At 71.3% G+C, this 26,061-nt stretch carries 23 protein-coding genes; 9 read left to right on the plus strand and 14 right to left on the minus strand.

The window, feature by feature from the left end; all coding sequences use genetic code 11:
• Window positions 1-98 precede the first annotated feature (98 nt).
• The 4 genes from ACWGJ2_RS35190 to ACWGJ2_RS35205 all read right to left on the minus strand — a co-directional run bounded on the left by ACWGJ2_RS35190 (window position 99) and on the right by ACWGJ2_RS35205 (window position 3,896).
• Window positions 99-692, minus strand: a complete 594-nt coding sequence (locus ACWGJ2_RS35190) for a malonic semialdehyde reductase (RefSeq protein WP_453350422.1) — start codon at window positions 690-692, stop codon at window positions 99-101.
• Between the two features lie 133 nt (window positions 693-825).
• Entirely contained in the window at window positions 826-1,125 is a 300-nt protein-coding gene (locus ACWGJ2_RS35195; RefSeq protein WP_453350423.1) for an exodeoxyribonuclease VII small subunit, read from the minus strand.
• 10 nt (window positions 1,126-1,135) lie between these two features.
• A complete protein-coding gene (gene xseA / locus ACWGJ2_RS35200) occupies window positions 1,136-2,350 on the minus strand; it encodes an exodeoxyribonuclease VII large subunit (protein ID WP_453350424.1) in 1,215 nt (404 codons plus the stop codon).
• 64 nt (window positions 2,351-2,414) lie between these two features.
• Window positions 2,415-3,896: an APC family permease gene (locus tag ACWGJ2_RS35205; RefSeq protein WP_453350425.1), complete on the minus strand. Its 1,482-nt coding sequence runs from the start codon at window positions 3,894-3,896 to the stop codon at window positions 2,415-2,417.
• A 107-nt stretch (window positions 3,897-4,003) separates the two neighbouring features.
• Between ACWGJ2_RS35205 and ACWGJ2_RS35210 the strand changes: the two genes are divergently transcribed.
• On the plus strand, window positions 4,004-5,086 hold the full coding sequence (locus ACWGJ2_RS35210; protein ID WP_453350426.1) for a 4-hydroxy-3-methylbut-2-enyl diphosphate reductase: 1,083 nt from the start codon (window positions 4,004-4,006) through the stop codon (window positions 5,084-5,086).
• Window positions 5,087-5,179: 93 nt separating this feature from the next.
• Here the strand turns inward: ACWGJ2_RS35210 and ACWGJ2_RS35215 are convergent, their stop codons facing one another.
• Entirely contained in the window at window positions 5,180-5,845 is a 666-nt protein-coding gene (locus ACWGJ2_RS35215) for a DUF6542 domain-containing protein (protein WP_453350427.1), read from the minus strand.
• Window positions 5,846-5,990: 145 nt separating this feature from the next.
• On the opposite strand from ACWGJ2_RS35215, the gene ychF reads away from it, so the two are divergent.
• Together ychF and ACWGJ2_RS35225 are read left to right on the plus strand one after the other, a co-directional pair.
• Entirely contained in the window at window positions 5,991-7,079 is a 1,089-nt protein-coding gene (gene ychF / locus ACWGJ2_RS35220) for a redox-regulated ATPase YchF (RefSeq protein WP_453350428.1), read from the plus strand.
• An 86-nt stretch (window positions 7,080-7,165) separates the two neighbouring features.
• A complete protein-coding gene (locus tag ACWGJ2_RS35225; RefSeq protein WP_453350429.1) occupies window positions 7,166-7,588 on the plus strand; it encodes a type II toxin-antitoxin system RelE/ParE family toxin in 423 nt (140 codons plus the stop codon).
• An 81-nt stretch (window positions 7,589-7,669) separates the two neighbouring features.
• Here the strand turns inward: ACWGJ2_RS35225 and ACWGJ2_RS35230 are convergent, their stop codons facing one another.
• Both ACWGJ2_RS35230 and ACWGJ2_RS35235 read right to left on the minus strand, forming a co-directional pair.
• Window positions 7,670-7,885: a DUF397 domain-containing protein gene (locus ACWGJ2_RS35230; protein WP_453350430.1), complete on the minus strand. Its 216-nt coding sequence runs from the start codon at window positions 7,883-7,885 to the stop codon at window positions 7,670-7,672.
• A complete protein-coding gene (locus ACWGJ2_RS35235; protein ID WP_453350431.1) occupies window positions 7,882-8,781 on the minus strand; it encodes a helix-turn-helix domain-containing protein in 900 nt (299 codons plus the stop codon). Before ACWGJ2_RS35235 ends, ACWGJ2_RS35230 begins: the two co-directional genes overlap by 4 nt.
• A 246-nt stretch (window positions 8,782-9,027) precedes the next feature.
• On the opposite strand from ACWGJ2_RS35235, the gene ACWGJ2_RS35240 reads away from it, so the two are divergent.
• Both ACWGJ2_RS35240 and ACWGJ2_RS35245 read left to right on the plus strand, forming a co-directional pair.
• Window positions 9,028-9,519 (plus strand): ATP-binding protein, encoded by a 492-nt coding sequence (locus ACWGJ2_RS35240; protein WP_453350432.1) that lies wholly within the window; start codon window positions 9,028-9,030, stop codon window positions 9,517-9,519.
• A gap of 78 nt (window positions 9,520-9,597) precedes the next feature.
• A complete protein-coding gene (locus ACWGJ2_RS35245) occupies window positions 9,598-10,101 on the plus strand; it encodes an NUDIX domain-containing protein (RefSeq protein WP_453350433.1) in 504 nt (167 codons plus the stop codon).
• Window positions 10,102-10,172: 71 nt separating this feature from the next.
• Here ACWGJ2_RS35245 and ACWGJ2_RS35250 read toward each other — a convergent pair whose 3' ends face one another.
• Entirely contained in the window at window positions 10,173-10,655 is a 483-nt protein-coding gene (locus tag ACWGJ2_RS35250; RefSeq protein ID WP_453350434.1) for a WhiB family transcriptional regulator, read from the minus strand.
• Between the two features lie 323 nt (window positions 10,656-10,978).
• Window positions 10,979-13,087: a hypothetical protein gene (locus ACWGJ2_RS35255; RefSeq protein WP_453350435.1), complete on the minus strand. Its 2,109-nt coding sequence runs from the start codon at window positions 13,085-13,087 to the stop codon at window positions 10,979-10,981.
• A gap of 415 nt (window positions 13,088-13,502) precedes the next feature.
• Between ACWGJ2_RS35255 and ACWGJ2_RS35260 the strand changes: the two genes are divergently transcribed.
• The 4 genes from ACWGJ2_RS35260 to ACWGJ2_RS35275 all read left to right on the plus strand — a co-directional run bounded on the left by ACWGJ2_RS35260 (window position 13,503) and on the right by ACWGJ2_RS35275 (window position 19,416).
• Window positions 13,503-14,255, plus strand: coding sequence for a GntR family transcriptional regulator (locus tag ACWGJ2_RS35260; RefSeq protein ID WP_453350436.1), 753 nt, complete (start codon window positions 13,503-13,505; stop codon window positions 14,253-14,255).
• A gap of 165 nt (window positions 14,256-14,420) precedes the next feature.
• Window positions 14,421-14,627, plus strand: a complete 207-nt coding sequence (locus ACWGJ2_RS35265) for an SPOR domain-containing protein (RefSeq protein ID WP_453350437.1) — start codon at window positions 14,421-14,423, stop codon at window positions 14,625-14,627.
• Between the two features lie 111 nt (window positions 14,628-14,738).
• Window positions 14,739-17,291, plus strand: coding sequence for a SpoIIE family protein phosphatase (locus tag ACWGJ2_RS35270; RefSeq protein WP_453350438.1), 2,553 nt, complete (start codon window positions 14,739-14,741; stop codon window positions 17,289-17,291).
• Window positions 17,292-17,601: 310 nt separating this feature from the next.
• Window positions 17,602-19,416 (plus strand): SpoIIE family protein phosphatase, encoded by a 1,815-nt coding sequence (locus tag ACWGJ2_RS35275; RefSeq protein WP_453350439.1) that lies wholly within the window; start codon window positions 17,602-17,604, stop codon window positions 19,414-19,416.
• 40 nt (window positions 19,417-19,456) lie between these two features.
• Here the strand turns inward: ACWGJ2_RS35275 and ACWGJ2_RS35280 are convergent, their stop codons facing one another.
• The 5 genes from ACWGJ2_RS35280 to ACWGJ2_RS35300 form a co-directional block, all read right to left on the minus strand.
• Window positions 19,457-20,299 (minus strand): succinate dehydrogenase/fumarate reductase iron-sulfur subunit, encoded by an 843-nt coding sequence (locus ACWGJ2_RS35280; protein WP_453350440.1) that lies wholly within the window; start codon window positions 20,297-20,299, stop codon window positions 19,457-19,459.
• Complete coding sequence (locus ACWGJ2_RS35285; protein WP_453350441.1) at window positions 20,296-22,290, minus strand: fumarate reductase/succinate dehydrogenase flavoprotein subunit; 1,995 nt, start codon at window positions 22,288-22,290, stop codon at window positions 20,296-20,298. Before ACWGJ2_RS35285 ends, ACWGJ2_RS35280 begins: the two co-directional genes overlap by 4 nt.
• Before the next feature lie 73 nt (window positions 22,291-22,363).
• Window positions 22,364-23,185 carry a hypothetical protein gene (locus ACWGJ2_RS35290; protein WP_453350442.1) on the minus strand — a complete coding sequence of 274 codons (822 nt, stop codon included), beginning with the start codon at window positions 23,183-23,185 and terminating at the stop codon, window positions 22,364-22,366.
• A 109-nt stretch (window positions 23,186-23,294) separates the two neighbouring features.
• Window positions 23,295-23,645, minus strand: coding sequence for a hypothetical protein (locus ACWGJ2_RS35295; protein ID WP_453350443.1), 351 nt, complete (start codon window positions 23,643-23,645; stop codon window positions 23,295-23,297).
• Between the two features lie 266 nt (window positions 23,646-23,911).
• On the minus strand, window positions 23,912-25,960 hold the full coding sequence (locus ACWGJ2_RS35300; RefSeq protein ID WP_453350444.1) for a tetratricopeptide repeat protein: 2,049 nt from the start codon (window positions 25,958-25,960) through the stop codon (window positions 23,912-23,914).
• Window positions 25,961-26,061: the final 101 nt, after the last annotated feature.

A 26,061-nucleotide genomic window follows, 5' to 3' on the forward strand; every position in this document is an offset into this window, starting at 1 on the left:
ACGTCGTTCACGCGGCTTGTGCGCTACCGGGGCCGACCCGCGCGCGCGCGCCCGGGCGGGTGCGCGGGCCCCCCCGGCTCGGACCGGGACCTCGCGGCTCAGACCGTCGCGACGGCGTCCTCGAAGGCCAGGCGGGGCGAGCGCGGGAAGAACGCGTCGTCGCCCGGCTTGCCTATGTTGATGACCAGGAACGCCTTCTGCTTGCCGTCGCCGAAGAACTCCTCGTTGATCCCGGCGAAGTCGAAGCCGGTCATCGGCCCGGCGGCCAGCCCGGCGGCGCGGACGCCGAGGATGAAGTAGCCCGCCTGGAGGGTGGCGTTCTGCGTACCGGCGGCCTCGCGCGAGGTGGCCTCGGAGAAGTAGGCGTCCTTGATGCCCGGCGCGTGCGGGAACAGCTCCGGCAGCTTCTCGTGGAAGTCCAGGTCCACGGAGAGCACGGCGGTCAGGGGAGCGCTGAGGGTCTTGTCGCCGTTGGCGCCCATCGCGTACTTCACCAAGCGCTCGCGGGCCTCGCGGGAGCGGACGAGCGTGACGCGCAGCGGCGACTGGTTGAAGGCGGTGGGGGCGAACTTGACCAGGTCGTAGACGGCCTGGATCTGCTCGTCGGTCACCGGCTCGTCGGTGAACGTGTTGGCGGTGTGGGCCTCACGGAAGAGCAGGTCCTGGGCGGCGGGATCGAGGGCGAGAGCCATGCTGCTGTGCCTAGCCTTTACAGAGTGGTTCAAATTGGCATGATCCACCGTAGGGCGCGTTATTTAAAGGTTCAACCAAAGTCGGGCGCTCGCCACTGTCTCTCTCGTCACTCTTCCCTCGGTCTTCTTCCCCTCAGTCCTCGTCCGCGTCCCCGGCCGTCTCCGGCTCCTCCCCGGCGTCCGCCTCGGCCTCCAGCACCGCGTCCAGCCGTGCCCTGGCGCCCTCCAGCCACTCGCGGCAGATCCGCGCCAGCTCCTCGCCGCGCTCCCACAGGGCGAGGGACTCCTCCAGCGTCGAACCGCCCGCCTCCAGTTGCTGGACGACCCGGACCAGCTCGCCCCGCGCCTGCTCGTAGCTGAGCGAGGACAGGGTGCTCCCGCCCTCGGCCTCCGTGCCCGTGTGGGGGCCGGTCTCCGTGTCCGTCGTCGTCATGCGCCCCAGCCTAAGCGCGCGGGCCGACAGTCACGCCGAACTCGCCCTCGGCCACCCGCGCCCGCAGCCCGTCGCCCTCGGCCACCTCGGCGGCGTCGCGGACCACGGCGCCGTCCTCGCGCTGGAGCACGGCGTAACCCCGCTGGAGGGTGGCGGCGGGGGAGAGGGCCACTATGCGCGCGTGGGTGTGGGACAGCTCGTCCTCCGCGCGGTCCAGCCGGTGCCCGAGGGTGCGCCTGGCCCGCTCCAGCAGGAACGCGATGTCCTCCTCGCGCTCCTCGACCAGCGTGTGCGGATCGGCCATCGCGGGGCGGCTCATGACGTCGACGAGGCCGCGCTCCTCGCGTTCGAGCCGCCCGGTGATCACCCGCCAGGCCCGCGCGCGCAGCTCCCGCACCCGCTCGTGCTCCTCGCCCACGTCCGGCACCGTGTCCTTCGCGGCGTGCGTGGGCGTACGGGAGCGGAGATCGGCCACCAGATCGAGCAGCGGCGCGTCCGCCTCGTGGCCGATCGCGGAGACCACGGGCGTACGGGCCTCGGCGACGGTGCGCACCAGCCGCTCGTCGGAGAACGGCAGCAGATCCTCCATGCTGCCGCCGCCGCGCGTCACGATGATCACGTCGACCTCAGGGTGTGCGTCCAGCTCCCTGACGGCCTCGATGACCTGCGGCACGGCCCGCACGCCCTGCACCGCCACGTTCCGCACCTCGAAGCGGACGGCGGGCCAGCGCTCGCGGGCCGTGTGCAGCACGTCCCGCTCGGCGTCCGAGGCGCGGCCCGTCACCAGGCCGATGCGGTGCGGCAGGAACGGCAGCCGCCGCTTGCGCTCCGAGGCGAAGAGGCCCTCGGCCATCAGCTTCTTCTTCAACTGCTCCAGGCGCGCGAGCAGCTCGCCGATGCCCACGGGGCGGATCTCGGCGGCGCGCAGCGACAGCGAGCCGTTGCGCTCGTACCAGACGGGCTTGGCGTGGACGACGACGCGGGCGCCCTCGGTGATGATGTCCTTCACCGGTTCGAAGACCTGCCGGAAGCAGGTGACGGTGATCGACACGTCCCGCGACGGATCGCGCAGGGTGAGAAAGGCCACCCCGGCGCCGGGGCGGGGCGAGAGCTGGATGACCTGCCCCTCCACCCAGACCGCGCCGAGCCGGTCGATCCAGCCGCCGATCAGCCGCGACACCTCGCTGACGGGGATGGGGGCTTCCGCGGACGTGTTGAGAGCCATACGGGGCAGGCTAGTCGTCCCGTACGACAGCCCCGTACGACAGCCCGTACGACGGCGCCGTGCGTCACTGCCCGGCCCCGCCCCCCCCCCCGGACCCCCCGCTTCCCGGCGTCACCTTCCGCGCCCGCAGCACCGCCAGGATCACCAGCGCAGCCGCCAGCCAGGCGAGGCCGACGAGGTGGGCGTCCCGGTGCGCCGTGACGATCACCGCGACCGTGATCGCGAGCCCCGCCAGCGGCAGCACCCAGTCCCGCAGCACCCCGGCCGCACCGTCGCGCTTGCGCACCCCGTAGTAGCCGATCACCGAGAGGTGCAGCAGCGCGAAGGCCGTCAGGGCGCCGATGTCCACGACCGAGACCAGCCGGTCAAGGCCGTCGGGCGTGCGTGCCGCCCACACCGCGGCGCACAGCGTGATGACGGCGGTCAGCAGCAGCGTGCGGCGCGGCGTGCCCGTGCCCGCGTCCACCTTCGAGAGCGCCCGCGGCAGCCGCCTGTCCCGCGCCATCGCGTACAGCAGCCGTCCCGCGGCGGCCTGCCCCGCCAGCGCGGCGAACGCGGCGCCGACGGCCTTGCTCGCCGCGACCGTCGTCTGGAGCCAGCCGCCGACGGCCGACTCGACGGCCACGTAGAAGGCGGAGCCCTGCGCGGCGGGGTCGCGGGCCAGGTCGCGCGAGGAGTCCGAGGAGAGCAGCGCGGCGAGATACGTCTGCGCCAGGAACAGCACCCCGGCCAGCAGCAGGCACCCGAGCAGCGCCTTCGCGACGACGGAGGACCCGTCGCGGCCCTGGGCCCCCTTTCCGCCCTTCTCCGAGCCGTCCTTCTCCGCGCCGCCCTTCTTGCTCACCGTCTCCTCGGCGAAGTTCGCGATGGCGTCGAAGCCGAGGAAGGACAGCACCGCGACCGAGACCGCGCTCAGCACCGCCACCAGCGAGAAGTCCTGGTCGCCCGTGAAGGGGGAGAGCCAGCCGCGCGCGGGCCCGTGCTGGGCCAGCACCACCAGCGCCGCCACCACGAAGACCAGCAGCACCACGATCTCCAGGGCCAGCACGACGAAGCCGACCGCCGCCGCCCTGCGCACGCCGGAGAGGTTGAGCGCGGTGGTGATGACGACGGCGGCGGCCGTCCAGATCCACTGGTCGACGGACGGGACGAGCTGGTTCATCGCGATGCCGGAGAAGAGATAGCCGACGGCCGGGATCAGCAGATAGTCGAGCATCGCCATCCACCCGGCGACGAAGCCCGCGCCCTCGCCGAGCCCGGTGCGCGCGTACGCGTAGACCGAGCCCGCCTGGGGGACGGCACGGACCATCCGGGTGTACGAGTACGCGGTGAAGGCCATGGCGACCGTCGCCACCACGTACACCAGCGGCACCACCCCGTGGCTCTTCGCGTCGAGCGCGCCGAAGACGCCGACGGGGGCCATGGGGGCGATGAACAGCAGACCGTAGACGATCAGGTCGCGGAGGGTGAGGGTGCGCTTGAGGCCGTCGTCGGCGGTGGCGGCGGTGTGGGGGGTGTGGGGGGTGTGGGCGCGTGCTCCAGGCATAGCGACAGCTTGCCCCAAGAAGCCCGCCCTCTCCCGTCAGCCTCTCCCGCTTCTCCCGCCTTCTCCTTGCTTCTCCGGGCGGGGCGCCGCGCCCGTACGATGGAGCCATGTCTGCACGCCCCGCCCGTACGTCGCCCGACAACCCCGCCACGGCGAGCGCCACCGAGACCGCCTCCACGGCGAGCGCCACCGAGACCGCCTCCGCGGCGTCCGGCTCCGCCGGGCGCCGCCGCGTCCTCCTCGCCGCCCCCCGCGGCTACTGCGCGGGGGTGGACCGCGCGGTCATCGCGGTGGAGAAAGCCCTGGAGCAGTACGGCGCACCGATCTATGTGCGCCACGAGATCGTGCACAACAAGTACGTCGTGAAGACCCTGGAGAAGAAGGGCGCGATCTTCGTCGAGGAGACGGAGGCGGTGCCCGAGGGCGAGATCGTCATCTTCTCCGCGCACGGTGTCGCGCCCGTCGTCCACGAGGAGGCCGAGCGCGGCAAGCTCGCCACCATCGACGCGACGTGCCCCCTGGTCACCAAGGTGCACAAGGAAGCGGTGCGCTACGCCAAGGAGGACTACGACATCCTCCTCATCGGCCACGAGGGCCACGAGGAGGTCATCGGCACCAGCGGCGAGGCCCCCGAGCACATCACCCTCGTCGACGGCCCCGGAGACGTGGAGAACATCCAGGTCAAGGACCCGGAGAAGGTCGTCTGGCTCTCCCAGACCACGCTGTCCGTCGACGAGACGATGGAGACCGTCGAGGCCATCCAGGGCCGGTACCCGAACCTGCTCTCCCCGCCCAGCGACGACATCTGCTACGCGACGCAGAACCGTCAGACCGCCATCAAGCAGGTCGCCGCCGACGCCGATCTGGTGCTGGTCGTCGGCTCCAAGAACTCCTCGAACTCCGTACGCCTGGTCGAGACGGCCCTGACGCACGGCGCCAAGGACGGCCACCTCATCGACGGCGCCGACGAGATCGACGAGGCATGGCTGGAGGGCGTCACCACCATCGGCCTCTCCTCGGGCGCCTCGGTGCCGGACGTGCTGGTCGACGGCGTGCTGGAGTGGCTCTCGGAGCGTGGGTGGGAGGACGTGGAGATCGTCCAGCCCGTGAAGGAGCACATGCAGTTCTCGCTGCCGAAGGAGCTGCGGCGGGATCTGCGCGCCGAGGCGGCGCAGAAGACGCAGGGCTGAGCCCGCTCCTGAAGGGGCCCGGACCGGGCGCCGGACACGTCTCCGTACTCTCCGTACTCTCCGTACCCGGCTCCGGGGCTCACCGGCCCCGGCTCACCCTCCCTCGGTCGACCGGCCGCGCTGCTGCCAGAGCAGCGCGGCCTTTCGCATGGTCGCGATCAGCAGCGCCAGCAGGGTGCCGCCGTAGAGCCAGACCGCGTTCGAGGAGAGGGCCGAGAACAGCGCCATCGCGTGGCTGCCGAGGCCGCCGCCTCCGTCGCTGATGAGCAGGAGGCCGATGGTGAAGGCGAGGGGGACGGAGACGGCCGACGTGAAGACGTCGGCGGGCCGCACCCACAGCGCGCACACGGCGCTGATCAGCAGGAAGAAGACGCCGTATACCGGTCCTGAGCCGTCCAGCAGCAGCTCGTCCAGGCCGCCGACGATCACCGTCAGCAGCGTCGAGAGCACGCCGCCGCCCAGGGCGGTGAGGCGTGGCCTCGGGAGGCGGGCCTTGAGGGCGCCGAGGGGGCCGGGGCGCCGGGCGCCGTAGACGCGGCCCGTGGCCGGGAGGGGCGGCGGGGCCGCGTCGTCGGTGGTGTCCGGGTTGTCTGTGCCGCCTGCCGTGTCTGCGGGGGGATCGAGGGTGTCGGCGGGGTCGAAGGGGCCCCCTGGCCGGGCCCGGCCAGGGGAAGGGGCCGCCGCGGCGGCCCCGGAGCCCCGGAACCGCTGCCGCTGACCTCGGCCGTTTTCTGTCATGCGCGCGCTGTGCTGCTCCACTGCACCAACGTAGGCCGGGGCCCCCGTCCCCGTAGCGGACGGACACGCCTTTGGCCGTGAGTTCGAGCCCGTAGACTGGTGGATCGGCCCGGACCGGCCCGGTCCGGCCAGCTCACCACCCCCTCTCGCTACGGGAAGTCGCCACGTGTCGCTCACGATCGGAATCGTCGGCCTGCCGAACGTCGGCAAGTCGACGCTGTTCAACGCCCTGACCAAGAACGACGTGCTGGCGGCCAACTATCCGTTCGCCACCATCGAGCCCAACGTCGGCGTCGTCGGCGTCCCCGACCCCCGCCTGGCCAAGCTGGCGGAGATCTTCAGCTCGGAGCGGGTCCTGCCCGCCACCGTCGACTTCGTCGACATCGCGGGCATCGTCCGGGGCGCGAGCGAGGGCGAGGGCCTGGGCAACAAGTTCCTGGCGAACATCCGCGAGTCCGACGCGATCTGCCAGGTCATCCGCGCCTTCAAGGACGACAACGTCGTCCACGTCGACGGCAAGATCTCGCCGAAGAGCGACATCGAGACGATCAACACCGAGCTGATCCTCGCCGACCTCCAGACCATCGAGCGGGTCCTGCCGCGGCTGGAGAAGGAGGCCCGGGTCAAGAAGGACAAGCAGCCCGAGGTCAAGGCCGTACTGGAGGCGAAGGCCATCCTGGAGGAGGGCCGCACCCTCTTCTCCGCGGGCATCGCGCAGGGCACGGAGGCCGCGGCGCCGCTGTACGACCTGCACCTGCTGACGACCAAGCCGTTCCTCTACGTCTTCAACGTCGACGAGGACGAACTGGTGGACGAGGACTTCAAGGCCGAGCAGCGCGCCCTGGTCGCCCCGGGAGACGCGGTCTTCCTCAACGCCAAGCTGGAGGCGGACCTCGCCGAGCTGGACGAGGAGGAGGCGCTGGAACTCCTCCAGACGGTCGGCCAGGAAGAACCGGGCCTCGCCACCCTGGCCCGCGCCGGCTTCCACACCCTGGGCCTCCAGACCTACCTGACGGCGGGCCCCAAGGAGTCCCGCGCCTGGACCATCAAGAAGGGCGCGACGGCCCCCGAGGCGGCCGGCGTCATCCACACGGACTTCCAGAAGGGCTTCATCAAGGCCGAGGTCATCTCCTACGACGACCTCGTCACCACCGGCTCGGTGGCGGAAGCCCGCGCGAAGGGCAAGGCGCGCATGGAGGGCAAGGACTACGTGATGCGGGACGGGGACGTGGTGGAGTTCCGGTTCAACGTGTGACGGGTGACGTGTCACCACGTCGATGATTCAGCGAATACGCAGGCCAGAAGGAAGAGGCCCGGCTCTTCGGAGCCGGGCCTCTTCCTTTGCTTGTATATGTCGTAGGCGGCATATACCGTGCGCGACTGGCTCCAGGCGCTGCCGGCCAGCACTTCCTCAAGGTCGACGAACACGTCGGCCTGCTCGCGGAGTACGCCACCGCCCTGAGCGAGCCCTACGCGCGCCACCTGGGTGACGGAGTCCGCGAGCTGCGTCCCACGCTGGATGGCACCGACATGCGGATCATGTGCTGGCTCACGCCTGCCCGCACCGCGGTGCTGCTGACGGTCTTCCGCAAGACCCGCATGCGCGAGGACGCCGAGGTCGAACGGGCCAAACGGGCACAGAAGCTCTGCGAGGCCGAGCATGAACCGGCCCACGAAAAAGCCCTCGACGCCACCCTCAACATCGCCTTGGACGACGCCGATACCTACGTCACCTTCACCGCCCACCGCCACGACGCTGCTTGATTCGGTGAGCCCCCGGCGGGTCGCAGGCGAGGCGCGGGGCGCCAGACTCGTCGGCTGACGCCCCCCCGTGCGGCGGTTTCTTCAGCGGGTTCCTGCGGTGATGTGTGTGACGAACGCGTTCCACTGGCCGCCCGGGATGCTGAGTGTCGGGCCGCCTCGGTCCTTCGTGTCGCGTACGTACACGGTGGTTTCGGCCTCGGCCACCTCGACGCAGTTGCCGCCGCTCCCGCCGCTGTAGCTGCTCTTGAACCAGCTCAACTCGCCGACGGCTACGCCAACTATTCGCTGCGTGCTCATTGCTCCCCTGCCAGGCTTTCGACGAAGGCTGCTGACTCCTCGACGTTCAGAGCCAGTGACCGCAGCTTGCCATAGCGGTGCCGAAAGATGCTCACCTGCGTGGGGTCGCTGACTACGGAGCCGATTCCCTGCGACTCGAAGTAGCCGAACTGCTGGTTTTCGGTTGTCTCCACGAGAACCATGGGGCCTTCCAGTCCGGGGTGCACCCCATGGGCAATCGGCATGATCTGGACCTCGACGTTGCGGAGTTGGGCGTGCGTCAGCAACTGCTGAAGTTGTGCACTCATGACGTGGGGGCTGCTGACAGGGTTTCGGAGAGCTGCCTCGCCGATGACGAAGGAGAAGTCGACAAGCGGCGTCCTCGCGAGGATCTTCTGTCGGCTGATCCGCGCGTCGACGTTGTGCTCGACTTCCTCGTCTCCGAGGGGAGGGCACTGGCCCTCGAACAACGCCCGTGCGTACTCCGGCGTCTGCAACAACCCCGGCACCAGTAGCGGGTCGTAGTCGAACCGGCTCACCGCTTCCATCTCAATGAGGACGAAGTCCCGGAAGAACGCGGGCAGTTTGGCGAAGTCCACCTCCTCCTGGAGGTCTTCCAGGACACCGCCCGCGTCCAGGACACGTTCGGCCGCCGTCGTGAAGGCGGCCTTCGCGGGGCGGCGGCCCTGTTCGATGGAGGCGGTCTGTTCCAGGGAGTAGCCGACGGACTCGGCGAGCTGTTCCTGGGTGAGTCCAGCGCGCTTGCGGAGGCGTTGCAGGACCTTGCCGTAGGCGGTCCAGATTCCCGGGCGATCCTCGGCCTTGGGAGCGCTCGCTCTCGCGCGGGACACCCGCCTCGCCCGGTGAGGAGCCGTGGCCGAACCAGCCGTCTGCTGCTTGCCGTTCGCGCGTTCCATGCGCATCACCGCGCCTCTGTGCGGACCGTATGGGAGGGAGAACTCGCACGTTACGCGCGCGTACACGCTGTCACCGGGCGAACTGGGCAACATCCGCAAAGCGCCACTGCGCGCCACCCCCGCGCGGTGGAGCGGGCCGTGCCGTACCCGTACCGAGCCGTACCGCACCGGTACACACCCGTACCCGCCCCGTCCGCACGGCCATACGCGCTGGTCAGCGGCCTGGTGCGTCGGGAAAGTCGGCGCATGGAAACAGATTCCCCCCACACCCCCGCCCCCGCCGCGTCGCCCCCGACCGGCCCGTACACGCGATCCTTCGCCGTGCAGCTCAGCTCGACCCGGCGCGGAGCCCGTCTCGCGCGGCTCTTCGCCGTGCGGCAGCTCGCCGAGTGGGGTGTGCCGGGCGGGAGCGGGCTCTTCGAGGCGGTCGCGCTCGTCACGGCGGAGCTGGCCGCCAACGCCGTGCGTCATTGCGGCGGCAGAGGGCGCGACTTCCGGTTGCGGCTGCTGACGGGGGCGGGGCTGGGCGTGGGCGTCCGGGTCGAGGTGACCGACGCCTGCGCCGACCGTCCTCTTCCGCCGGGGCCGCCGAGGCCGTCGGACGACCTCACGTCCGGACACGGCCTGCTCCTCGTCGGCGCGCTCGCGACCCGCTGGGGGAGCACGCACGACGACCTCGTCACCAAGACGGTCTGGGCGGAGCTGGCGCCGCCCGGTTCGCCGCCGCGGCCGTCGTGAGAGGGCCGTCGGTGCGCACCTGCCTGTGCAAGGGTGGCGTCCGTCCGACGACGTGTCCGACGCGACGAGGGGAGCACTGTGGCCCAGCAGGCCGACCACCGTCAGCAGGCCCTTCCACCGGCGACCAGTTCGATGACGCTGCTGGCCGCGGCCGTCATCGTGCACGACGAGGCCGCGGACCGCGTCCTCCTCCTCCAGCGCGGCGGACACGCCAAGTTCGCGCCGGGGCTGTGGGACCTGCCCACCGGCAAGAGCGAACCCGGCGAGCCCGTCACGGCGACCGCGGTGCGCGAGCTGTACGAGGAGACAGGGGTCACCGTGGCGCCCGAGTCGCTTCGGGTCGCGCACCTCGTCCACGGCGCGTGGGGCGTCGAGGCGCCCAACGGCTTCCTGGTCGTCGTCTTCGCCACCCGCGCCTGGACCGGCGAGCCCCACAACCGCGAGCCCCGCAAGCACTCCCGGGTCAGCTGGACCGGAACCGGCGCCCTCCCGGACGCCATGGTGCCGAGCACGGACAGCGCCCTGCGCGCGTATCTGGGCGGTGGGCCGGAGGCGGAGGTGACGACGCGCGGCTGGCGCTGAGGGGGAGGGGGAGCGCCCGGGGACACCGGTACCCGTACCGGTGCGACGGGTCGGCCCTCGCGCGGCGGGTCTCACGGCCGCCCGCCCCGCTCCTCGTGCTCGGCCGCCCACCGCTCCGCCGCCCGCAGCAGCCGTTGCACGGTCCTCCTGCTGCGCCCGAGCGCCGAGGCGATCGTGGCGTTGCTCGCCCCCGCGCGACGGAGCCGGAGCGCGGTGGCGGCGTCCCCGGGCAGCTCGTCAGGGGGCGACGGAGCCTTGCAGCCCAGCCTGTCCGCGAGGGCGCCGCGCTCGGCGGGTCCGAGGCCGCCGTACCAGCCCGAGCGGGCCTCCGGGTCCTCGGTCCGCAGGGCCAGCGCGAGGCAGGGGAGGCGGGAGGGGCACAGCGCGCACAGCGCGGTGACGGCGTCGTCGGGGTCGCCGTCGTCGGGGTGGAAGAGGTCGGGGCTCCGGCCGCGGCACGCCGCGTCCGTGATCCGTGGTGGTGTGGTGCCGCCGACCATGTCCCGCACAGCGGGGTAACGGTCGTACGGAATCGGGGTGGCTGACCGCCGCACGAGAATGTCTCCAGCTCCGGGCCAGGCCCTGTGGCCGGCCGAATGGTGGCATGGGTGGCCTGGGCTGGATTCCCGGCGCACCCGCTTGGTGCCTCCCGGGAAGGTCCCGGTGCGGCGCAAGCGGCAACGGCTGTCCGCGTGGGCCCCGAGGCTTACCGATGTCAGAGACGGGCTCGAACTCGGCGTCACCGCCATGCCCCGGTCAGGGGAGTGGGCCTTACGAGGATTTCCGTGTCGCGTTCCCGGCTGAGTGCCGGTCAGGTGTCCCGCGGAGAACTGTCAGCGGGACGGCGAGGTCTCAGGGGGTGTGGTGAGTACCGTGGTCAGGCCCCTCTTCCGTGCTCCCGGGGCCCGGGGCCGTCGCTCTCACCCCCGCCGTCACCGCCGTCCACGTCATCGCCCGCTTCCTCCCCCTCGTCCTCGGTCTCTTCGATGTCGACGTCGACGTCAGCTTCGTCCTCGCCCTCCCCCTCGTCCTCGTCCTCGTCCTCGTCGGCACCGGTTCCGGCCCCGGCCTCGGTCTCGTGGAGGTCCGTACCGTGGCGTTGCGCGCTGCGCAGTTTCCAGACGGGCAGCTTCTCCAGGACGTCCTGGAGGACGTCCCGCCAGGCGTCGCAGTCCTGCCGGTCGGCCCCCAGCGACTCGATGGCGGGCACTCCGTCCTGGGCCTCCACCGACTCGACCGCCTTCACGGCGTCCTTCAGCCCCTGGACCGAGCGGCCGAGGTCGTGCAGCGCGTTCCCCAGCAGCTCGGCCGGGCTCTGCGGCGCCGCGACGAGCGAGGGGCCCTCGCCCGCCGGGGGAAAGGCGCGCCGGAGTTCGGCGTCCTTGGCGAGGACGAAGCGGCCGTCGGGCCTCTGCTTCAGTTGTCCGTCCTCCTCGACCATGCGGGTGCGCCGCCCCGCCGCGAAGTCCACGAGCGCCTGCCTCATCTGGTGGATGCCGTGCGGTGTCGCGCGCATCCGGTCGATGACCTCGCCGGGGTGACGGCGGTCCGGCTGGTCGTTGTTCTTGCTGCCCCGGTCGCCGGACAACTGCCCCTGCACGACGAGGGGGTAAGCGCTGCGCGCCGCGAGTTCCCTGGTCGCGGGGCCCGGCTCCGCCCGCGCGACCTCGGCGAGCGCGGCGGCCGACAGCTCCTCCGCGTCGCGGAAGGTGGCCTCCCACGTTTTGGCGAGTTCGTTGGAGAACGCCGTCTTGAGGTACTTGCGTGTCCTCTCCCTGCGCCGCGCGTCCTCCTCGGGCACGGACCGCATGACGAGGGATCCGGCGAGGTCGAGGAGGAGCTTGGTGGTGATGTTCTTCCGGGTGCTCTGGCTGGTGATGGCCACCCGCACGGCCTGGTGGACCTCGGGCTTCCGCTCGGTGAACAGCCGCAGGACGGCCGCGGCGCGGGCGGTGGTGTCCGGGGGGAGGCCGTGGCTCTCCGCCTGTTCCGGGGTGAGCGCGCCCGCGATCCACTCGGCGTAGACGGAGGTGATCAGGTCACGGCGCGCGATCTCGTTCACCACCGCGTCGGCGAGCGCCTCGTGCTCCGCCGCCTCTCCCCAGGGCTTCGGGGCGTCGACGTGCCGCAGGGCGACGAGCGACCTGACCGCCACGTCGAAGTCGGTGACCGTCGACGGATGTGGCTCGAAGCCGACGAGCAGCAGCGCGGGAAGCGTCTCGCACCGCATCGCCTCGGCGTCGTCGGGCTCCACCTGATCGGCTTCCCCGGCCTGTTCGAGCAGCCCGCTGAGGTGGCGGAGCCGGGCGCGCAGCTTGGCGGTGTCCCGCGTGTAGGGGACGTCGGCCGATCTGACGCCGAGGATGTCGTGGGCGCACGTCAGCCTGCTGGACCCCTCGGCGGTCACGGGGACGGTCACGTCCGGCGTGCCGTCGCCGTGCCGGAACGTCGTCGCCGCGAGCCAGACCTCGGTCATGATGCCCTGGTTCCTGATCGACGCGCGCCAGTCGTTCTTCTCCAGCACACAGGCCCGCGCCTGCTGCGCTGCCCACACCAGATGCTCCTGGCTGTCGATCTCCTGGACCAGCCCCGGCCGCCTGTCCTGGCAGGCCCTCGGCTCGGGTAACGGGCGTAGGCGGTTCTGCTCGCTCAGGCCGACGACGTCGGAGACCGGATGCCTGCGCGAGGGCCCGATGCGGGGGTTGCGGGGGTCGGGCATCACATGGCGCGCCCACACGTGGGTGCGCAGCGCCAGCACCACCCCGCCGGGGACCGGGAGCCGTTCGGGGATCTCGGCCGCCTTGCGTGCGGCGGCCGGATCGACGGCGGCCTGCGCGAAGGCGAACGCGGCCTCCTCCTCCATGGCGAACTGCGCGACCAGCTTGCCCGCGAGGTTCTTGACCGCCGTCGCGAGGGCCGGGGTCGGCAGCTCTCCCACGGGGCGCGGCAGCACCCGCTCACCGACGGCTGGAATGGTCTCCGTCACAGCGCTTCCGTTCTCTCTGTCCCTCGGGTCTCTCTGTCCCTCGGGGCACCGGACGCTAGCACCAGGGGTGACACAGGCCCCGTGAGCGCCGAATTTCCCACGGATCACAGGAATTGGGTGCGGATACGGACGTCCCTGCGCTATTCTCCGCCGCCCTCGTGGGCGACGGTGCCGACGCGCCCCGCCGACGTATCCTCGTCGGCACCCCCGTCCGGAGCCCTTCCGGCCAGCCCCGCAAAACCGTTTCGCCTGGGGAGTGTGAGGCTCCGGCGACCGCTCTGTGTGCGCCCTGAGCAGCAACTCATCACATCGGGTGAAACCTTGGCCGTTTGTTGCGGTCAACAACCGTGTGTTGCCAAGCTGTTGCGCACTGTCAACCATGTGCACGATTCAGGTGGGAACGGGGAGGGCGCACGTGCCTTTCGGTGAGCAGCCCGCGTATCTGCGTGTCGCCGGAGACCTGCGGCAGAAAATCGTCGACGGCGATCTCCCGCCGCACACCCGCCTCCCCTCCCAGGCCCGCATCCGCGAGGAGTACGGCGTCTCGGACACCGTCGCGCTGGAGGCGCGCAAGGTGCTCATGGCCGAGGGTCTGGTCGAGGGGCGTTCCGGTTCGGGGACGTATGTGCGCGAGCTGCCGGCCCCGCGCCGCGTCTCCCGTACGGGCTATCGCACCATCGGCGACTCCACGCCGTTCCGTCAGGAGCACTCCGACGAGCGGGTGAAGGGCACCTGGGAGTCGCGCAGCGAGCAGGAGGACGCCGCGCCCGCGACGGCGGACCGGCTGCGCATCGAGCCGGGGGAGCGGGTGATGCGCACCCGCTATCTGTTCCGGGTCGAGGGCGAGCCCGCGATGCTGTCGACGTCCTGGGAGCCCCTGGCGATCACGGGGCGGACCCCGGTGATGCTGCCCGAGGAGGGCCCGCTCGGCGGGAAGGGTGTGGTCGAGCGGATGGCGGCCATCGATGTGATCGTGGACAACGTCGTGGAGGAGGTCGGCGCGCGCCCCGGTCTCGCGGAGGAGACGGTGGAGCTGGGCGGGGTGCCGGGGCACGCGGTCATGGTCATCACGCGGACGTTCTTCGCGGGCGGCCGTCCCGTCGAGACGGCGGATGTGGTCATTCCGGCGGACCGTTTCAGGGTCGCGTACCACCTTCCGGTGAAGTGAGCCGGAGCCTCCCTCTGCCTCCCCCCGCCTCCTCATGCCTCAGCCGTCGCTCCCCGGTCCTCTGACCTGCGGCTGACGGTTCCGGTGCGAACGTCTGGCCGAAATCGCTGCCCCATTGTGCCAAGACGAATGCGCTGAGTGAAGGTCGGGCGTAAGCTCCGGCATATGCGAAGTGTGAGCGGCGACAGCGGCACCGTGCTGCTCTGGCACGTCATACGCCAGGACGGCAACGGCAACAGCTACCGCGTCGGCACCTACGCCACCCGCAGTGAAGCGCAGCAGGTCGCCGAGCGTCTCGGGAAGAACGGGGACGGCGGCGCTGACAGCTATCTGGTGGAGCGTATGGACCGCGGGAGCGGTGGCCGCGGCTGATCGCGTGCAGAATCGGGTATACGGGCTGTAAGTCCATCTTGACCGGAATGTTCCTGCGGCATGGCTGGGACGTCCCGGTGAGACCGTTACCCGATCAGGGACGTGGGCGGCGTGAGCACAGGACCCTCCGAGGACACCGGGGACACCGGCCATCCCGGGAGTCGGCGTGCGCCGTCGCAGGCACCGTCGCAGAGTCCCGCGCCCGCTGAGCCCGCAGAGCCCGCAGAGCCCGCCAGTGAGCGGGCGGCCTCCCCGCTCCTCGACACCCTCCGCGTCGGCATCGTCATGCTCGACGGCGAGGGCCGCATCCTCCTGTGGAGCCCCATGACCGAGGAGATCCTCGGCTGGACGGCCGACCAGCTCGTGGGCCGCCCCATCCAGGAGTACATCGAGGACGGCGACGTCGGCCTCCGCGTCCGCCGCACCCTCCGGCACGAGCACCACTGGCGCGGCATCCTGCACATCCGGCACGCCGAGGGCCACACCGTCGAGGTCGAGGGCCGCGCCTCCGCGCTCCACGACACGGACCGGAACCCCTTCGTCCTCGCCAACATCGTCGAGACCAGCAGGCTGCGCGCCGTCGAGCACGACCTCGCCGCGCTCGACGCCCTCTTCGGCTCCTCTCCCCTGGGCATCGCCCTCTTCGACGGGGACAAGCGCTTCGTCCGCGTCAACGACGCGCTGGCCCGGCTGAACCACTCCACGCCGGAGGAGCACCTGGGCAAGACCATCCACGAGGTGCTGCCCGCCTGGATGGCCGACGAGATCTCGCAGGTCCAGTCCGTCGTCCTGGAGACGGGCCGCTCGGTCGTGGACATGGTGATGCCCTCGCCCGACGGCGCGGGCGCGCGCTCCGTCTCGTACAGCAGGCTCACCGACCACAACGGCGAGGTGCTCGGCGTGAGCTGCACCGTCATGGACATCACCGAGCGCAAGGAGGCGCTGGAGAAGATCGAGGCCGCACGGCAGCGGCTGGCGCTGCTCGACGACGTGGGCGTCGCGCTCGGCGACCTGCTCGACGTCCGTGCCATCTCGCAGGCCCTCGCCTCCGCGCTCGTGCCCCGCTTCGCCGACTACTCCGGCGTCCAGCTCCTGAGCGCCGTGGCCCACGGCGGGGAACTCCCCGACTCCGGACCCCTCGCCGGGACGCCGCTGCTCCAGCTCGGGGTGGCCGCGCGCTACGACGGGCCCGCCGTCGAGCGGATGCTGCGCGTCGGCCAGGACATCGCCTTCCAGCCCGGCTCCTTCTTCGGGCAGGCGCTCCTCACCGGCACGCCCCACCTGGCCGCCTCCCAGCAGGAGCTGCTGGCCGCCACCTACCCGGGCGACCCCAAGGTGCAGGCCGCGCTGGACCTGGGCATCCACTCCCTCATGGCCGTGCCGCTGCGCGCCCGCGGCATCGTGCTCGGCCTGCTCGTCATCAGCCGCGCCGGACAGCGCGAGCCCTTCGACCGCGACGACCTCGCGCTCACCATGGAACTGGCCGACCGCGCGGGCACCTCCCTGGACAACGCGCGCCTGTACGCGCGCGAGCGCGAGGGCGCCCTCATGCTCCAGCGCAGCCTGCTGCCCCAGCGGGTGCCCGAACCGCCCGGCGTGCGCGTGGCCTACCGCTACGTCCCCGGCAGCAGCGGTACCGAGGTCGGCGGCGACTGGTTCGACGTCATCCCGCTCGCCGGAGGCCGCGTCGCCCTCGTCGTCGGCGACGTGATGGGCCACGGACTGCGCGCCGCGGCCACCATGGGGCGGCTGCGCACGGCGGTCCGCACGCTCGCCGGCCTCGACCTGCCGCCCGACGAACTCGTCCGCCGCGTCAACGACCTGGCCGACGACATCGCCCAGGACCCCGACGACCCCCTCATCGCCACCTGCGTCTACGCCGTCTACGACCCCTCCACCCGCCGCTGCACCCTCTGCAAGGCGGGCCATGTGCCGCCGCTGCTGCTCGTGCCCGGCGCGGACGGCGGCTGGGAGGCCCACGTCATGGAGCTGCCCTCGGGCGCGCCGATCGGGGTCGGCGGCGTGGAGTTCGAGTCCGTCGAGACCGAGCTGGACGAGGGCTGCGTGCTCGTCCTCTACACCGACGGCCTCATCGAGAACCGCGACGAGGACATCACCGAGGGCCTCGACCGCCTCCGCGCCAAGCTCACCTGCGGGCCAGGAGACCACGCGGGAGAGCGGCCCCGCCTGGAGGACGCCTGCGAGGCGCTGATCGCCGACTTCGCCCAGCGCGAGGGCGCGGGCTCTGCCGACGACGTGGCCCTGCTCATGGCGAAGCTGGGCGGCCTCCCCGAAGGGAGCGCAGCATCCTGGACGTTTCCGGCGGAGAGCTACGCGGTACGCAGGGCGCGTGAGGTCGTACGGGAGACGCTGCGGGAGTGGGGTCTCGAAGCGCTGGAGGACACAGCGGTGCTGCTGGTGAGCGAGCTGGTCACCAACTCGGCGCGCTACGCGCACGGTCCGATCGGCGTGCGGATGGTACGCGGCACCTCGCTCCTGGTGGAGGTCTCCGATCCGCTGCCCGATCCGCCGCGGGAGCGGGCAGCGACGGAGGAGGACGAGGGCGGCAGGGGGATCCAGCTCGTCGCGCGCGAGGCGCGGAGGTGGGGGACGCGGCACGGGGCGATGGGCAAGACGGTCTGGTGCGAACTCGCCCTGCCCTGACCCTTGCCCGGAGCCCTTGCCTTGCGGCACTGTCCCGAGCCCTGCCCTGAGCCTTGCCCCGACCGAAGGGCTGAGGTCACACGGGGAGGGAGGTTCGGGCGGGCTTCTCCGGGTTAGGAGAGAGGGGATGGCCCCTGCGGGACGACAGGCGGCCGAGCACAGAGCGGCAAGCACAGAGGTGTGAGTCCGCACGGTTTCTGTCTCTTCCGACAGAAAATCGTGCAGCGATCGGGAAGAGCGTGTTCCGTATGGTGTTTGCCTGCGACACTGCTCTGACCGGGGCACACACTGGTCACGGGAAGGGGAGGCGTTGAGCGATATCCCAGTGGAGGCGGCGGGCAAGCCCGACGACGTTCGTCGCGCGCTCGCGCTCCTCAACGCGGCGGGTGCCCGCATCGGTAATTCGCTCGACCTGGAGACCACGGCACGCGAACTGCTCGACGTGGCCGTCCCCCAGTTCTGCGATCTCGCGTCCGTCGATCTCTACCAAGAGGTCCTCGCGGGCGACGAACCGCGCCCCGTGGGACCCGCCGACGGCAGCGGCGAACTGCGCCGTGTGGCCTTCGCGAGCGCCGTGTCCGACGCGCCGCTGCCCCTCTCCGGACACCGCGCCGGCGGGGACAAGGGCAGCGAGTCCGACGGGACGAGCCCCGTCACCGTCGGGTCCACCCACTGCTACGCCATCCACTCCGCCTGCGCCACCGCGCTGCGTACCGCCCGCGTCCAGCACATCCCGGGCCAGGACGGCACCGTGCCGGCGCAGTTCGGCACCATCGTCCAGTCGACGCTGGCCGTACCGATGGTGGCGCGCGACCGCGTGCTCGGACTCGTGCAGTTCTCCCGTACGAAGGGGAGCGAGCCCTTCGGCGAGCGGGATGCCGCGCTCGCGGCCGAACTCGCGGCCCGCGCCGCCGTCTGCATCGACAACGCGCGCCTCTACCGCAGGGAGCACGAGCGCGCGCTGATCCTCCAGCGCAGCCTGCTGCCCCCGGGCGACCCCGAGGCGGCCGGACTGGACATCGCCTGCCGCTATCTGCCGGGCAACCCGGCCACCGAGGTCGGCGGCGACTGGTTCGACGTCATCGAACTGCCGGGCCACCGCACCGCAATCGTCGTCGGCGACGTCATGGGGCGCGGACTGCGCGCGGCCGTCGCCATGGGCGAACTGCGCACGGCGGTGCGGACGTTGGCGCTCACCGATATGGAACCCGCCGAAGTGCTGGGCGCGCTGGACGAGATCGCGCGCGGACTCGGCGGCACCCCGCGCTCCCAGCGGGGCGGGCGCGGCAGCACCGACCTCTCCGAGGTCTACCTCGCCACGTGCATCTACGCCGTCTACGACCCCGTCTCGCGCCGCTGCACCTTCGCCAACGCGGGCCACCTGCCGCCGATCCTCGTCGAGCCGGACGAGCCCGCGCTGCTGCTGGAGGTCCCCAAGGGGGTGCCGCTGGGTGTCGGCGGGGAGCCGTTCGAGGAGATCGAGGTCGAGCTGCCCGACGGGGGGATGCTCGCGCTCTACACCGACGGCCTCGTCGAGTCCCGCGACCACCCGCTGGACGAGGGCCTGGACGCCTTCCGCGCGCTGCTCACCGACGCGACCGAACCGCTGGAGAACGTCTCGGACCGAGTGCTCCACACGCTCAACGTGCACCACGGCGAGGACGACATCGCCCTGCTGATGGCACGGGTGCACGGCCTGCCCGAGGAGTCCGTCGGCGACTGGAGCCTGCCGTCCGAGCCGCGCTCCGTGGCCCGGGCCAGGGAGCTGGCCCGCGAGCAGCTCGCGGCCTGGGACCTGAGCGATCTGGCGGACACGACCGAGCTGCTGGTGAGCGAGCTGGTCACCAACGCGCTGCGGCACGGCGAGGGCGAGATCCGGCTGCGGCTGCTGCTCGACCGCACGCTCGTGTGCGAGGTCTGGGACGCCGGTCTCGTCCAGCCCAGGCGCCGCAGGGCACACGACACGGACGAGGGCGGACGCGGCCTCCAGCTCGTCGGACTGCTCAGTTCGGGGTGGGGGAGCAGGCGTACGCCGCGCGGCAAGGCGGTGTGGTTCGAGCTGTCGCGCCCCGACGGGGAGACGAAGGTGACCGACCCCGCCGAGGCCCTGCTCAGCCTGTTCTGACGCCCCCCCGGGTACTTGGTGGCCCGGTGGTCCGGTGGGGTCACGTCGTCCGGCGGCGGATCTTGTTGCCCAGCCAGACCAGCGGGTCGTACTTGCGGTCGGCAGCCCGCTCCTTCAGCGGGATGAGCGCGTTGTCGGTGATGCGGATGCCCTCGGGGCACACCTCCGTACAGCACTTGGTGATGTTGCAGTAGCCGAGTCCGTGCTCCTCCTGGGCCGCGCTCTTGCGGTCCAGGCCCTCGTCCTCCGCCGCGTCGAGGGGGTGCATGTCCAGCTCGGCGACCCGCATCAGGAAGCGCGGGCCCGCGAAGGGGCGCTTGTTCTCCTCGTGGTCCCGCACCACGTGGCACGTGTCCTGGCACAGGAAGCACTCGATGCACTTGCGGAACTCCTGCGAGCGCCCCACGTCCTCCTGCCGCATCCGGTACTCACCGGGCCCAAGCCCCTCCGGGGGCACGAAGGCGGGGACCTCGCGGGCCTTGGCGTAGTTGTAGCCGACGTCGGTCACCAGGTCCCGGACCACGGGGAACGCGCGCAGCGGGGTGACGGTGATCGTGTCCGTACGGGAGAAGACGGACATCCGGGTCATGCACAGCAGCCGTGGCCGCCCGTTGATCTCGGCGCTGCACGAGCCGCACTTGCCCGCCTTGCAGTTCCAGCGCACGGCCAGGTCGGGGGCCTGGGTGGCCTGGATCCTGTGGATGATGTCGAGGACGACCTCGCCCTCGTTCACCTCGACGGTGAAGTCCGTCAGCTCGCCGCCCTCGATGTCACCGCGCCAGACGCGGAAGTGCGCGTCGTACGCGGTGCCGGTGCCGGTGCCGGTGCTGCTGCCGGTGCCCGTAGGGTTGCCCGCCGCCTCGGATGTCTCGGGTGCGCTCACTCGGTCGTCAGCTCCTCGTCCGTCAGGTACTTGATCAGCTCCTCCTTCTCGAAGAGCTCCAGCAGATCGGCCCGTATCGGCGGCATCTCCCGCCTGCGCAGGCTGATGCGGCCGCCGGCGCCGCCCGGCGCCTCCGGCTCCCCGGTCTCCTCGGCGAGCGTGCACACGAGGTTGGCGCGCCGCCACTCGCGGTCCATGTCCGGGTAGTCGTCGCGGGTGTGGCCGCCGCGGGACTCCGTACGGTTCAGCGCGGCACGTGCCACGCACTCGCTGACCAGCAGCATGTTGCGCAGGTCGATCGCCAGGTGCCAGCCCGGGTTGAACTGCCGGTGCCCCTCGACTCCGGCGCGCCGCGCCCGTACGCCCAGAGCCGCCAGCCGCTCCAGGGCCTGGGACATCTCCTCCTCGCGGCGGATGATGCCGACCAGGTCGTTCATGGACTGCTGGAGCTCCTGGTGGATGGTGTAAGGATTCTCCGCCGGTGCGGCGGCGGGCGCGGCGGTCGCGGCGGTCGCGGGCGCCGCCCGCTCCGTGGGCGCGCCCGCCGCCTCCTCCTCGGCGCTGAAGGGGCGCAGGGCCTCGGCCGCCGCCGCGTCGATCTGCTCGTCGCTGATCCCCGGCCGGTCGGCGCCCTGGAGCGTGGCCGCGTACTGGGCCGCGTGCAGCCCCGCCCGGCGGCCGAACACGAGGAGGTCGGAGAGCGAGTTGCCGCCGAGCCTGTTGGAGCCGTGCATGCCGCCCGCGACCTCGCCCGCCGCGTACAGCCCCGGCACCCCGGCCGCGGCTGCCGTGTCGGGGTCGACGTCGACGCCGCCCATCACGTAGTGGCAGGTCGGGCCGACCTCCATCGGTTCGGCGGTGATGTCCACGTCAGCCAGCTCCTTGAACTGGTGGTGCATGGACGGCAGCCGCCGCTTGATGACCTCGGCCGGCATCCGCGTCGAGACGTCGAGGAAGACCCCGCCGTGCGGTGAGCCCCGGCCCGCCTTGACCTCGGCGTTGATGGCGCGGGCCACCTCGTCGCGGGGGAGCAGTTCGGGCGGGCGGCGGTTGCGGTCCGGGTCCTCGTACCAGCCGTCGCCCTCCGCCTCGGACTCGGCGTACTTCTCCTTGAAGACGTCGGGCACGTAGTCGAACATGAACCGCTTGCCCTCGGAGTTGCGCAGCACCCCGCCGTCGCCGCGCACGGACTCGGTGACGAGGATGCCCTTCACCGACGGCGGCCAGACCATGCCCGTCGGGTGGAACTGGACGAACTCCATGTTGATGAGCGAGGCGCCGGCGAGGAGGGCCAGCGCGTGCCCGTCGCCCGTGTACTCCCAGGAGTTGGACGTCACCTTGAACGACTTGCCGATGCCGCCCGTGGCCAGCACCACGGAGGGGGCCTCGATGACGAAGAACCTGCCGCTCTCGCGCTCGTAGCAGAACACCCCGGCGACCCGGCCCGCGCCGTCCTTGAGGACGCGGGTGACGGTGCACTCCTGGAAGACCTTCAGCCGCGCCTCGTAGTCGCCGCTCTCCTTGAAGTCCTCCTGCTGGAGGGCGACGGTCTTCTGCTGGAGCGTGCGGATCAGTTCCAGTCCGGTGCGGTCGCCGACGTGCGCGAGGCGCGGGTACTCGTGGCCGCCGAAGTTGCGCTGGGAGATGCGCCCGTCGGCCGTACGGTCGAAGAGCGCGCCCCAGGTCTCCAGCTCCCACACCCGCTCCGGCGCCTCCTTGGCGTGCAGTTCCGCCATGCGCCAGTGGTTGAGGAACTTGCCGCCGCGCATGGTGTCGCGGAAGTGGACCTGCCAGTTGTCGCCCTCGTTGACGTTGCCCATGCTGGCGGCGATGCCGCCCTCCGCCATCACGGTGTGGGCCTTGCCGAAGAGGGACTTGCAGATCACGGCGGTGCGCAGTCCCTGTTCCCGTGCCTCGATCGCCGCGCGCAGCCCGGCGCCGCCCGCGCCGACGATGACGACGTCCCACTGCTGGCGTTCGACTTGCGTCATGTCTCGTGCATCCCTCTCAGATGTCTCACGGTGTCGCGGTCTCGTGCGGGTGAGCCGTCGGGCCGTCCGGCCGTCAGAAGAGCTGGGGGTCGGTGAAGGCGCCGGTCGCGAGCAGGTAGACGTAGAAGTCCGCGAGCGCGACGCTGATCAGCGAGGCCCAGGCGAGCGCCGCGTGCCGTGCGTTCAGCTTCCCGACCAGGCCCCAGAGCTTGTAGCGCACCGGGTGCTTGGAGAAGTGCTTGAGCCGTCCGCCGACGATGTGACGGCAGGAGTGGCAGGAGAGGGTGTACGCCCAGATCAGCACGATGTTGACCAGGAAGACCACGGTCCCCAGGCCCATGTGGCCCCACTCGTACTCGGGGTTGCGGAACCCGAGCAGGGTGTCCCAGGTGAGGATCAGCGCGACGAGGACGGCCGCGTAGAAGAAGTACCGGTGGATGTTCTGGAGGATCAGCGGGAAGCGGGTCTCGCCGGTGTACTTCTTGTGGGGCTCGGCGACGGCGCAGGCGGGGGGCGAGGCCCAGAAGCCCCGGTAGTACGCCTTGCGGTAGTAGTAGCAGGTCAGCCGGAAGCCCAGCGGGAAGATCAGGATGATCAGCGCGGGGGAGAGCCCCCACCAGTCCCCGAGGAGTGCCCAGTTGGGACCGGCGCGCATCTCGTGGCAGTTGTCCGCGAGGCAGGGGGAGTAGAACGGCGAGACGTAGGGCGCCGCGTAGTAGTCCGCGTTGGCGAACGCGCGCCACGTCGAGTAGACGATGAACGCGAGCAGGCCCGCCGCGTTCGTGGCGGGCAGGAGCCACCAGTGGTCCTTGCGCAGGTGCCGTTCGGCGATGGCGGGGCGCGTTCCCTCGCGCACGCCGCCCGCTCGGGTAGAGGGTTCGGTGCCAGTGGCCAACGGTTTCTCCGGGTGAGGCGACGACGTCGGTGAGGGCGGTACGAGGTGCGAGGTGCGAGGCGAGGGCGGTGAGGGTGGGCGGCCCGCTCACCGCCGGGGCGCGGGACGATCAGGGCGCGTGGCGGTCCTTGGCGCCGAGCCCCTCGTCGTCGACGTCGTTCCACAGCCCGCTGTCGTACGGCTGGTCCGGGATGGTCACCATCTCGGTCAGCGGTGCGGGAGCGGCGTCGGGCGTCGCGGCCCGCAGGAGCGAGAGCGATTCGCGCAGATGCTCCGCGTCACTGCGTACCCGGCGGATCTCCAGCCCTGTGCCGATGTGCTGTTCCAGGCGGCTGATGCTGCGGGCGAGATCGTCCACGCAGCGCTGGGCGGCCGTCAGTTCGTCGTAGAGGGACGTTCCGGGCGCGCCTCGGGCGTCAGGGGCGCTGTGCGGACCGTGACCGTGACCGTGAGGAGACATGACTTGCCCACCTCCGCGAAGTGGTGGCGGCTGGCTGGCTCGACGTTCATGCGCCTGGCGAGTGTTGCGCGTCACACTCCCGCTTGTGAAGGGCGCTGCACGGGTTTACGCCGCACGAGGGGGCGTTAAGGGGGTGCGTTCCCTTGCGGTGGGCCTTGCGCGGGGCCTCGCGGGGTGCGGCGGCGCGGCGGGTGGCGGTGCGGACCGGGCGAGCGGCGGTGCGGGACCGGCCGGGTGGCCGGTTCGTACGCGGGTGAGGGCGCGCCCTACGACGATGCCGCCTCCACCTCGGACCGCATCGCCCGCGCCACCGCGTCGGGGAACCCCGCGAGCAGGCGGAGCGCCTCTCCGCGATGTTCCCTGGCCTCCTCCTGAACCCCCTTGCGGGTCAGAGCGGTGGCGAGGTGGGCCAGGGAGAGCGCCAGGGACCACCGGTCGTCCTTGCCGCGGAACGCGGCGGACGCCTGACGGTGGAACGCGACCGCGTCGTCGGCGCGCCCGAGCAGGAGGTATGCCTCGCCGGTCGTGTCCCATGCGGCGGCCTGGAGGTCGGGGCGGCCGACGCGCTGGAACAGGGCAGCGGCCTGCTGGAGGTGGCTGAGGGCTTCAGCGCCGTTCTCCTGAGCCAGGGCGATGTGGCCCAGTTCCAGGAGAGCGAGGGCTTCAAAGAGGGTGCCGTCCGCCTCGCCCGCGATGGACAGTGCCTGTTCGGCCGTCTGGTGCGCTGAGATGAGACGTCCTGCCCGTCGGTGTATGGCCGACAGCCGTGTCAGCGCTTCGGCCTGCTCCAGGGGCTCCTCGATGTCGGCCAGCATGGTGGCCGACCGGCTCAGCAGCGCCTCCGCCCGGTCGAGGTCCCCGCTTTCGAGGAGCGCCCAGCCGAGGTTTCGTGTGAAGGCACCGGTATAGAGGGCGTCGTCCAGCTCGTGCGCCTGCTCCAGAGCCTGCTCGAAGCAGGAGGCGGCAGCGTCGAGACGGTGCACGAACATGTGGGCCACGCCCAGGCCGTTGGCGGCGTGAGCCTGCCCGAAGCTGTTTCCCAGCTCCCGGAAGATCCGCAGCGCGGCGTCGAAACTCTCCTCGGCCTCGGTCAGCCTGAACAGGTGCCGGTAGGCGATGCCGAGGGTGTCGAGGGTGATCGCCTCTCCGTACCGGTCGCCTGCTCGACGGGCGGACTCCAGGGCCACGCCTTGCGCGGGCAGCCAGGTGTCGGCCGACTCACGGTCCGCGATGACCATCGTCAGCACGGCCGGGATCTGCCAGGCGATCCGGTCCAGACCGGTACCGTCGGCGCTGCGGACCGAGGCGATGAGATTGTCGCGCTCGGTCTCGTACCAGGCGACGGCCGCTTTACCGCCGTCGAAGACGGTGGGCTCGGCCCCGTCGTCCAGCGGTTCGAGCGTCAGCGGCATGGTGAACGTGCACGAACCGGCTCGTGCGGCGGAAGCGGCGGTGTGCAGATACCAGCCGAGGACGCGTGCCAAGGCCGCACGCCGGTCTTCGGGCGATTCCTCGCGCTGGGCCTGGTCGACGGCGTAGGCCCGCAGCAGGTCGTGGAACTGGTAGCGGTCGTGACCGCACTCCTCCAGCAGATGCGCGCCGGCCAGGCTGTCGAGGTGACGGCGGGTGCGGGCGGGCGTGGTGGCCGCGAGGGCCGCCGCGGCAGCCACCCCGAACTCGGGTCCAGGGTGCAGCCCCAGCAGTCGGAACACCCGAGCGGTCTGCGGCGTGAGCGCGCGGTAGGACCACGCGAATACCGTACGCACGGCGTCCGCCTCGTCGGATTCCCCTTCAGTCGTTTCGGCCGTCGCCGACAGCGCGTCCCACAGTCCTGACTCGTCACGGAGATCCCTGATCAGATCGCGCAGTGGCATACGGGGACGTGCTGCGGCGCGTTCGGCGACGATGCGCAGGGCAAGCGGCAGATGAGCGCAGAGGCGGGCCAGTTCGGCCAAATCCGCGTCGTCGTCATCGGTGCGGTAGTCGGTGATGACAGCACGCAGCAACTGGATCGATTCGTCTTGTGACAGCGTTTCCACGTTCACACGATGTGCACCTTCCCGAATCACCAAACCCGACATACGGGTACGACTCGTGACGGCAACCAGACAGTTCGCAGAGCCGGGCAGGAGGGGGCGGATCTCTCCGGCGGTGGCCGCGTTGTCCAGCACGATGAGTACATGCCGTTCAGTCGTCACTGACCGGAACAACTCCGCGCGCGACTCCTCACCAGCGGAAGCCGCCGAAGAGGGCGGAGTGAGAGCGGTGTGACTGGGCGGTGGGCGATCGGTGGGGGTGCCGAAGAGGGGCGCCACTTCGTGAACTCACGTCACAGAGCGCGCGTCCAACCTTATGAAAGACGCGGCGGCGCCGAGGACTCACCGGCCGGGCTCACCTTTCCGGGGTGCTGTGCGCG

The sequence above is a fragment of the Streptomyces sp. NPDC054796 genome (genome assembly GCF_053611545.1).

Bases quoted from the DNA above. Each gene is read 5' to 3' on its own strand.
- ACWGJ2_RS35195 (WP_453350423.1), bottom strand. From the start codon at position 1,125: ATGACGACGACGGACACGGAGACCGGCCCCCACACGGGCACGGAGGCC.
- ACWGJ2_RS35295 (WP_453350443.1), bottom strand. From the start codon at position 23,645: ATGTCTCCTCACGGTCACGGTCACGGTCCGCACAGCGCCCCTGACGCC.
- ACWGJ2_RS35190 (WP_453350422.1), bottom strand. From the start codon at position 692: ATGGCTCTCGCCCTCGATCCCGCCGCCCAGGACCTGCTCTTCCGTGAG.
- ACWGJ2_RS35285 (WP_453350441.1), bottom strand. From the start codon at position 22,290: ATGACGCAAGTCGAACGCCAGCAGTGGGACGTCGTCATCGTCGGCGCG.
- ACWGJ2_RS35230 (WP_453350430.1), bottom strand. From the start codon at position 7,885: ATGAGCACGCAGCGAATAGTTGGCGTAGCCGTCGGCGAGTTGAGCTGG.
- ACWGJ2_RS35265 (WP_453350437.1), top strand. From the start codon at position 14,421: ATGCGAAGTGTGAGCGGCGACAGCGGCACCGTGCTGCTCTGGCACGTC.
- ACWGJ2_RS35210 (WP_453350426.1), top strand. From the start codon at position 4,004: ATGTCTGCACGCCCCGCCCGTACGTCGCCCGACAACCCCGCCACGGCG.
- ACWGJ2_RS35235 (WP_453350431.1), bottom strand. From the start codon at position 8,781: ATGGAACGCGCGAACGGCAAGCAGCAGACGGCTGGTTCGGCCACGGCT.
- xseA (WP_453350424.1), bottom strand. From the start codon at position 2,350: ATGGCTCTCAACACGTCCGCGGAAGCCCCCATCCCCGTCAGCGAGGTG.
- ACWGJ2_RS35240 (WP_453350432.1), top strand. From the start codon at position 9,028: ATGGAAACAGATTCCCCCCACACCCCCGCCCCCGCCGCGTCGCCCCCG.
- ACWGJ2_RS35205 (WP_453350425.1), bottom strand. From the start codon at position 3,896: ATGCCTGGAGCACGCGCCCACACCCCCCACACCCCCCACACCGCCGCC.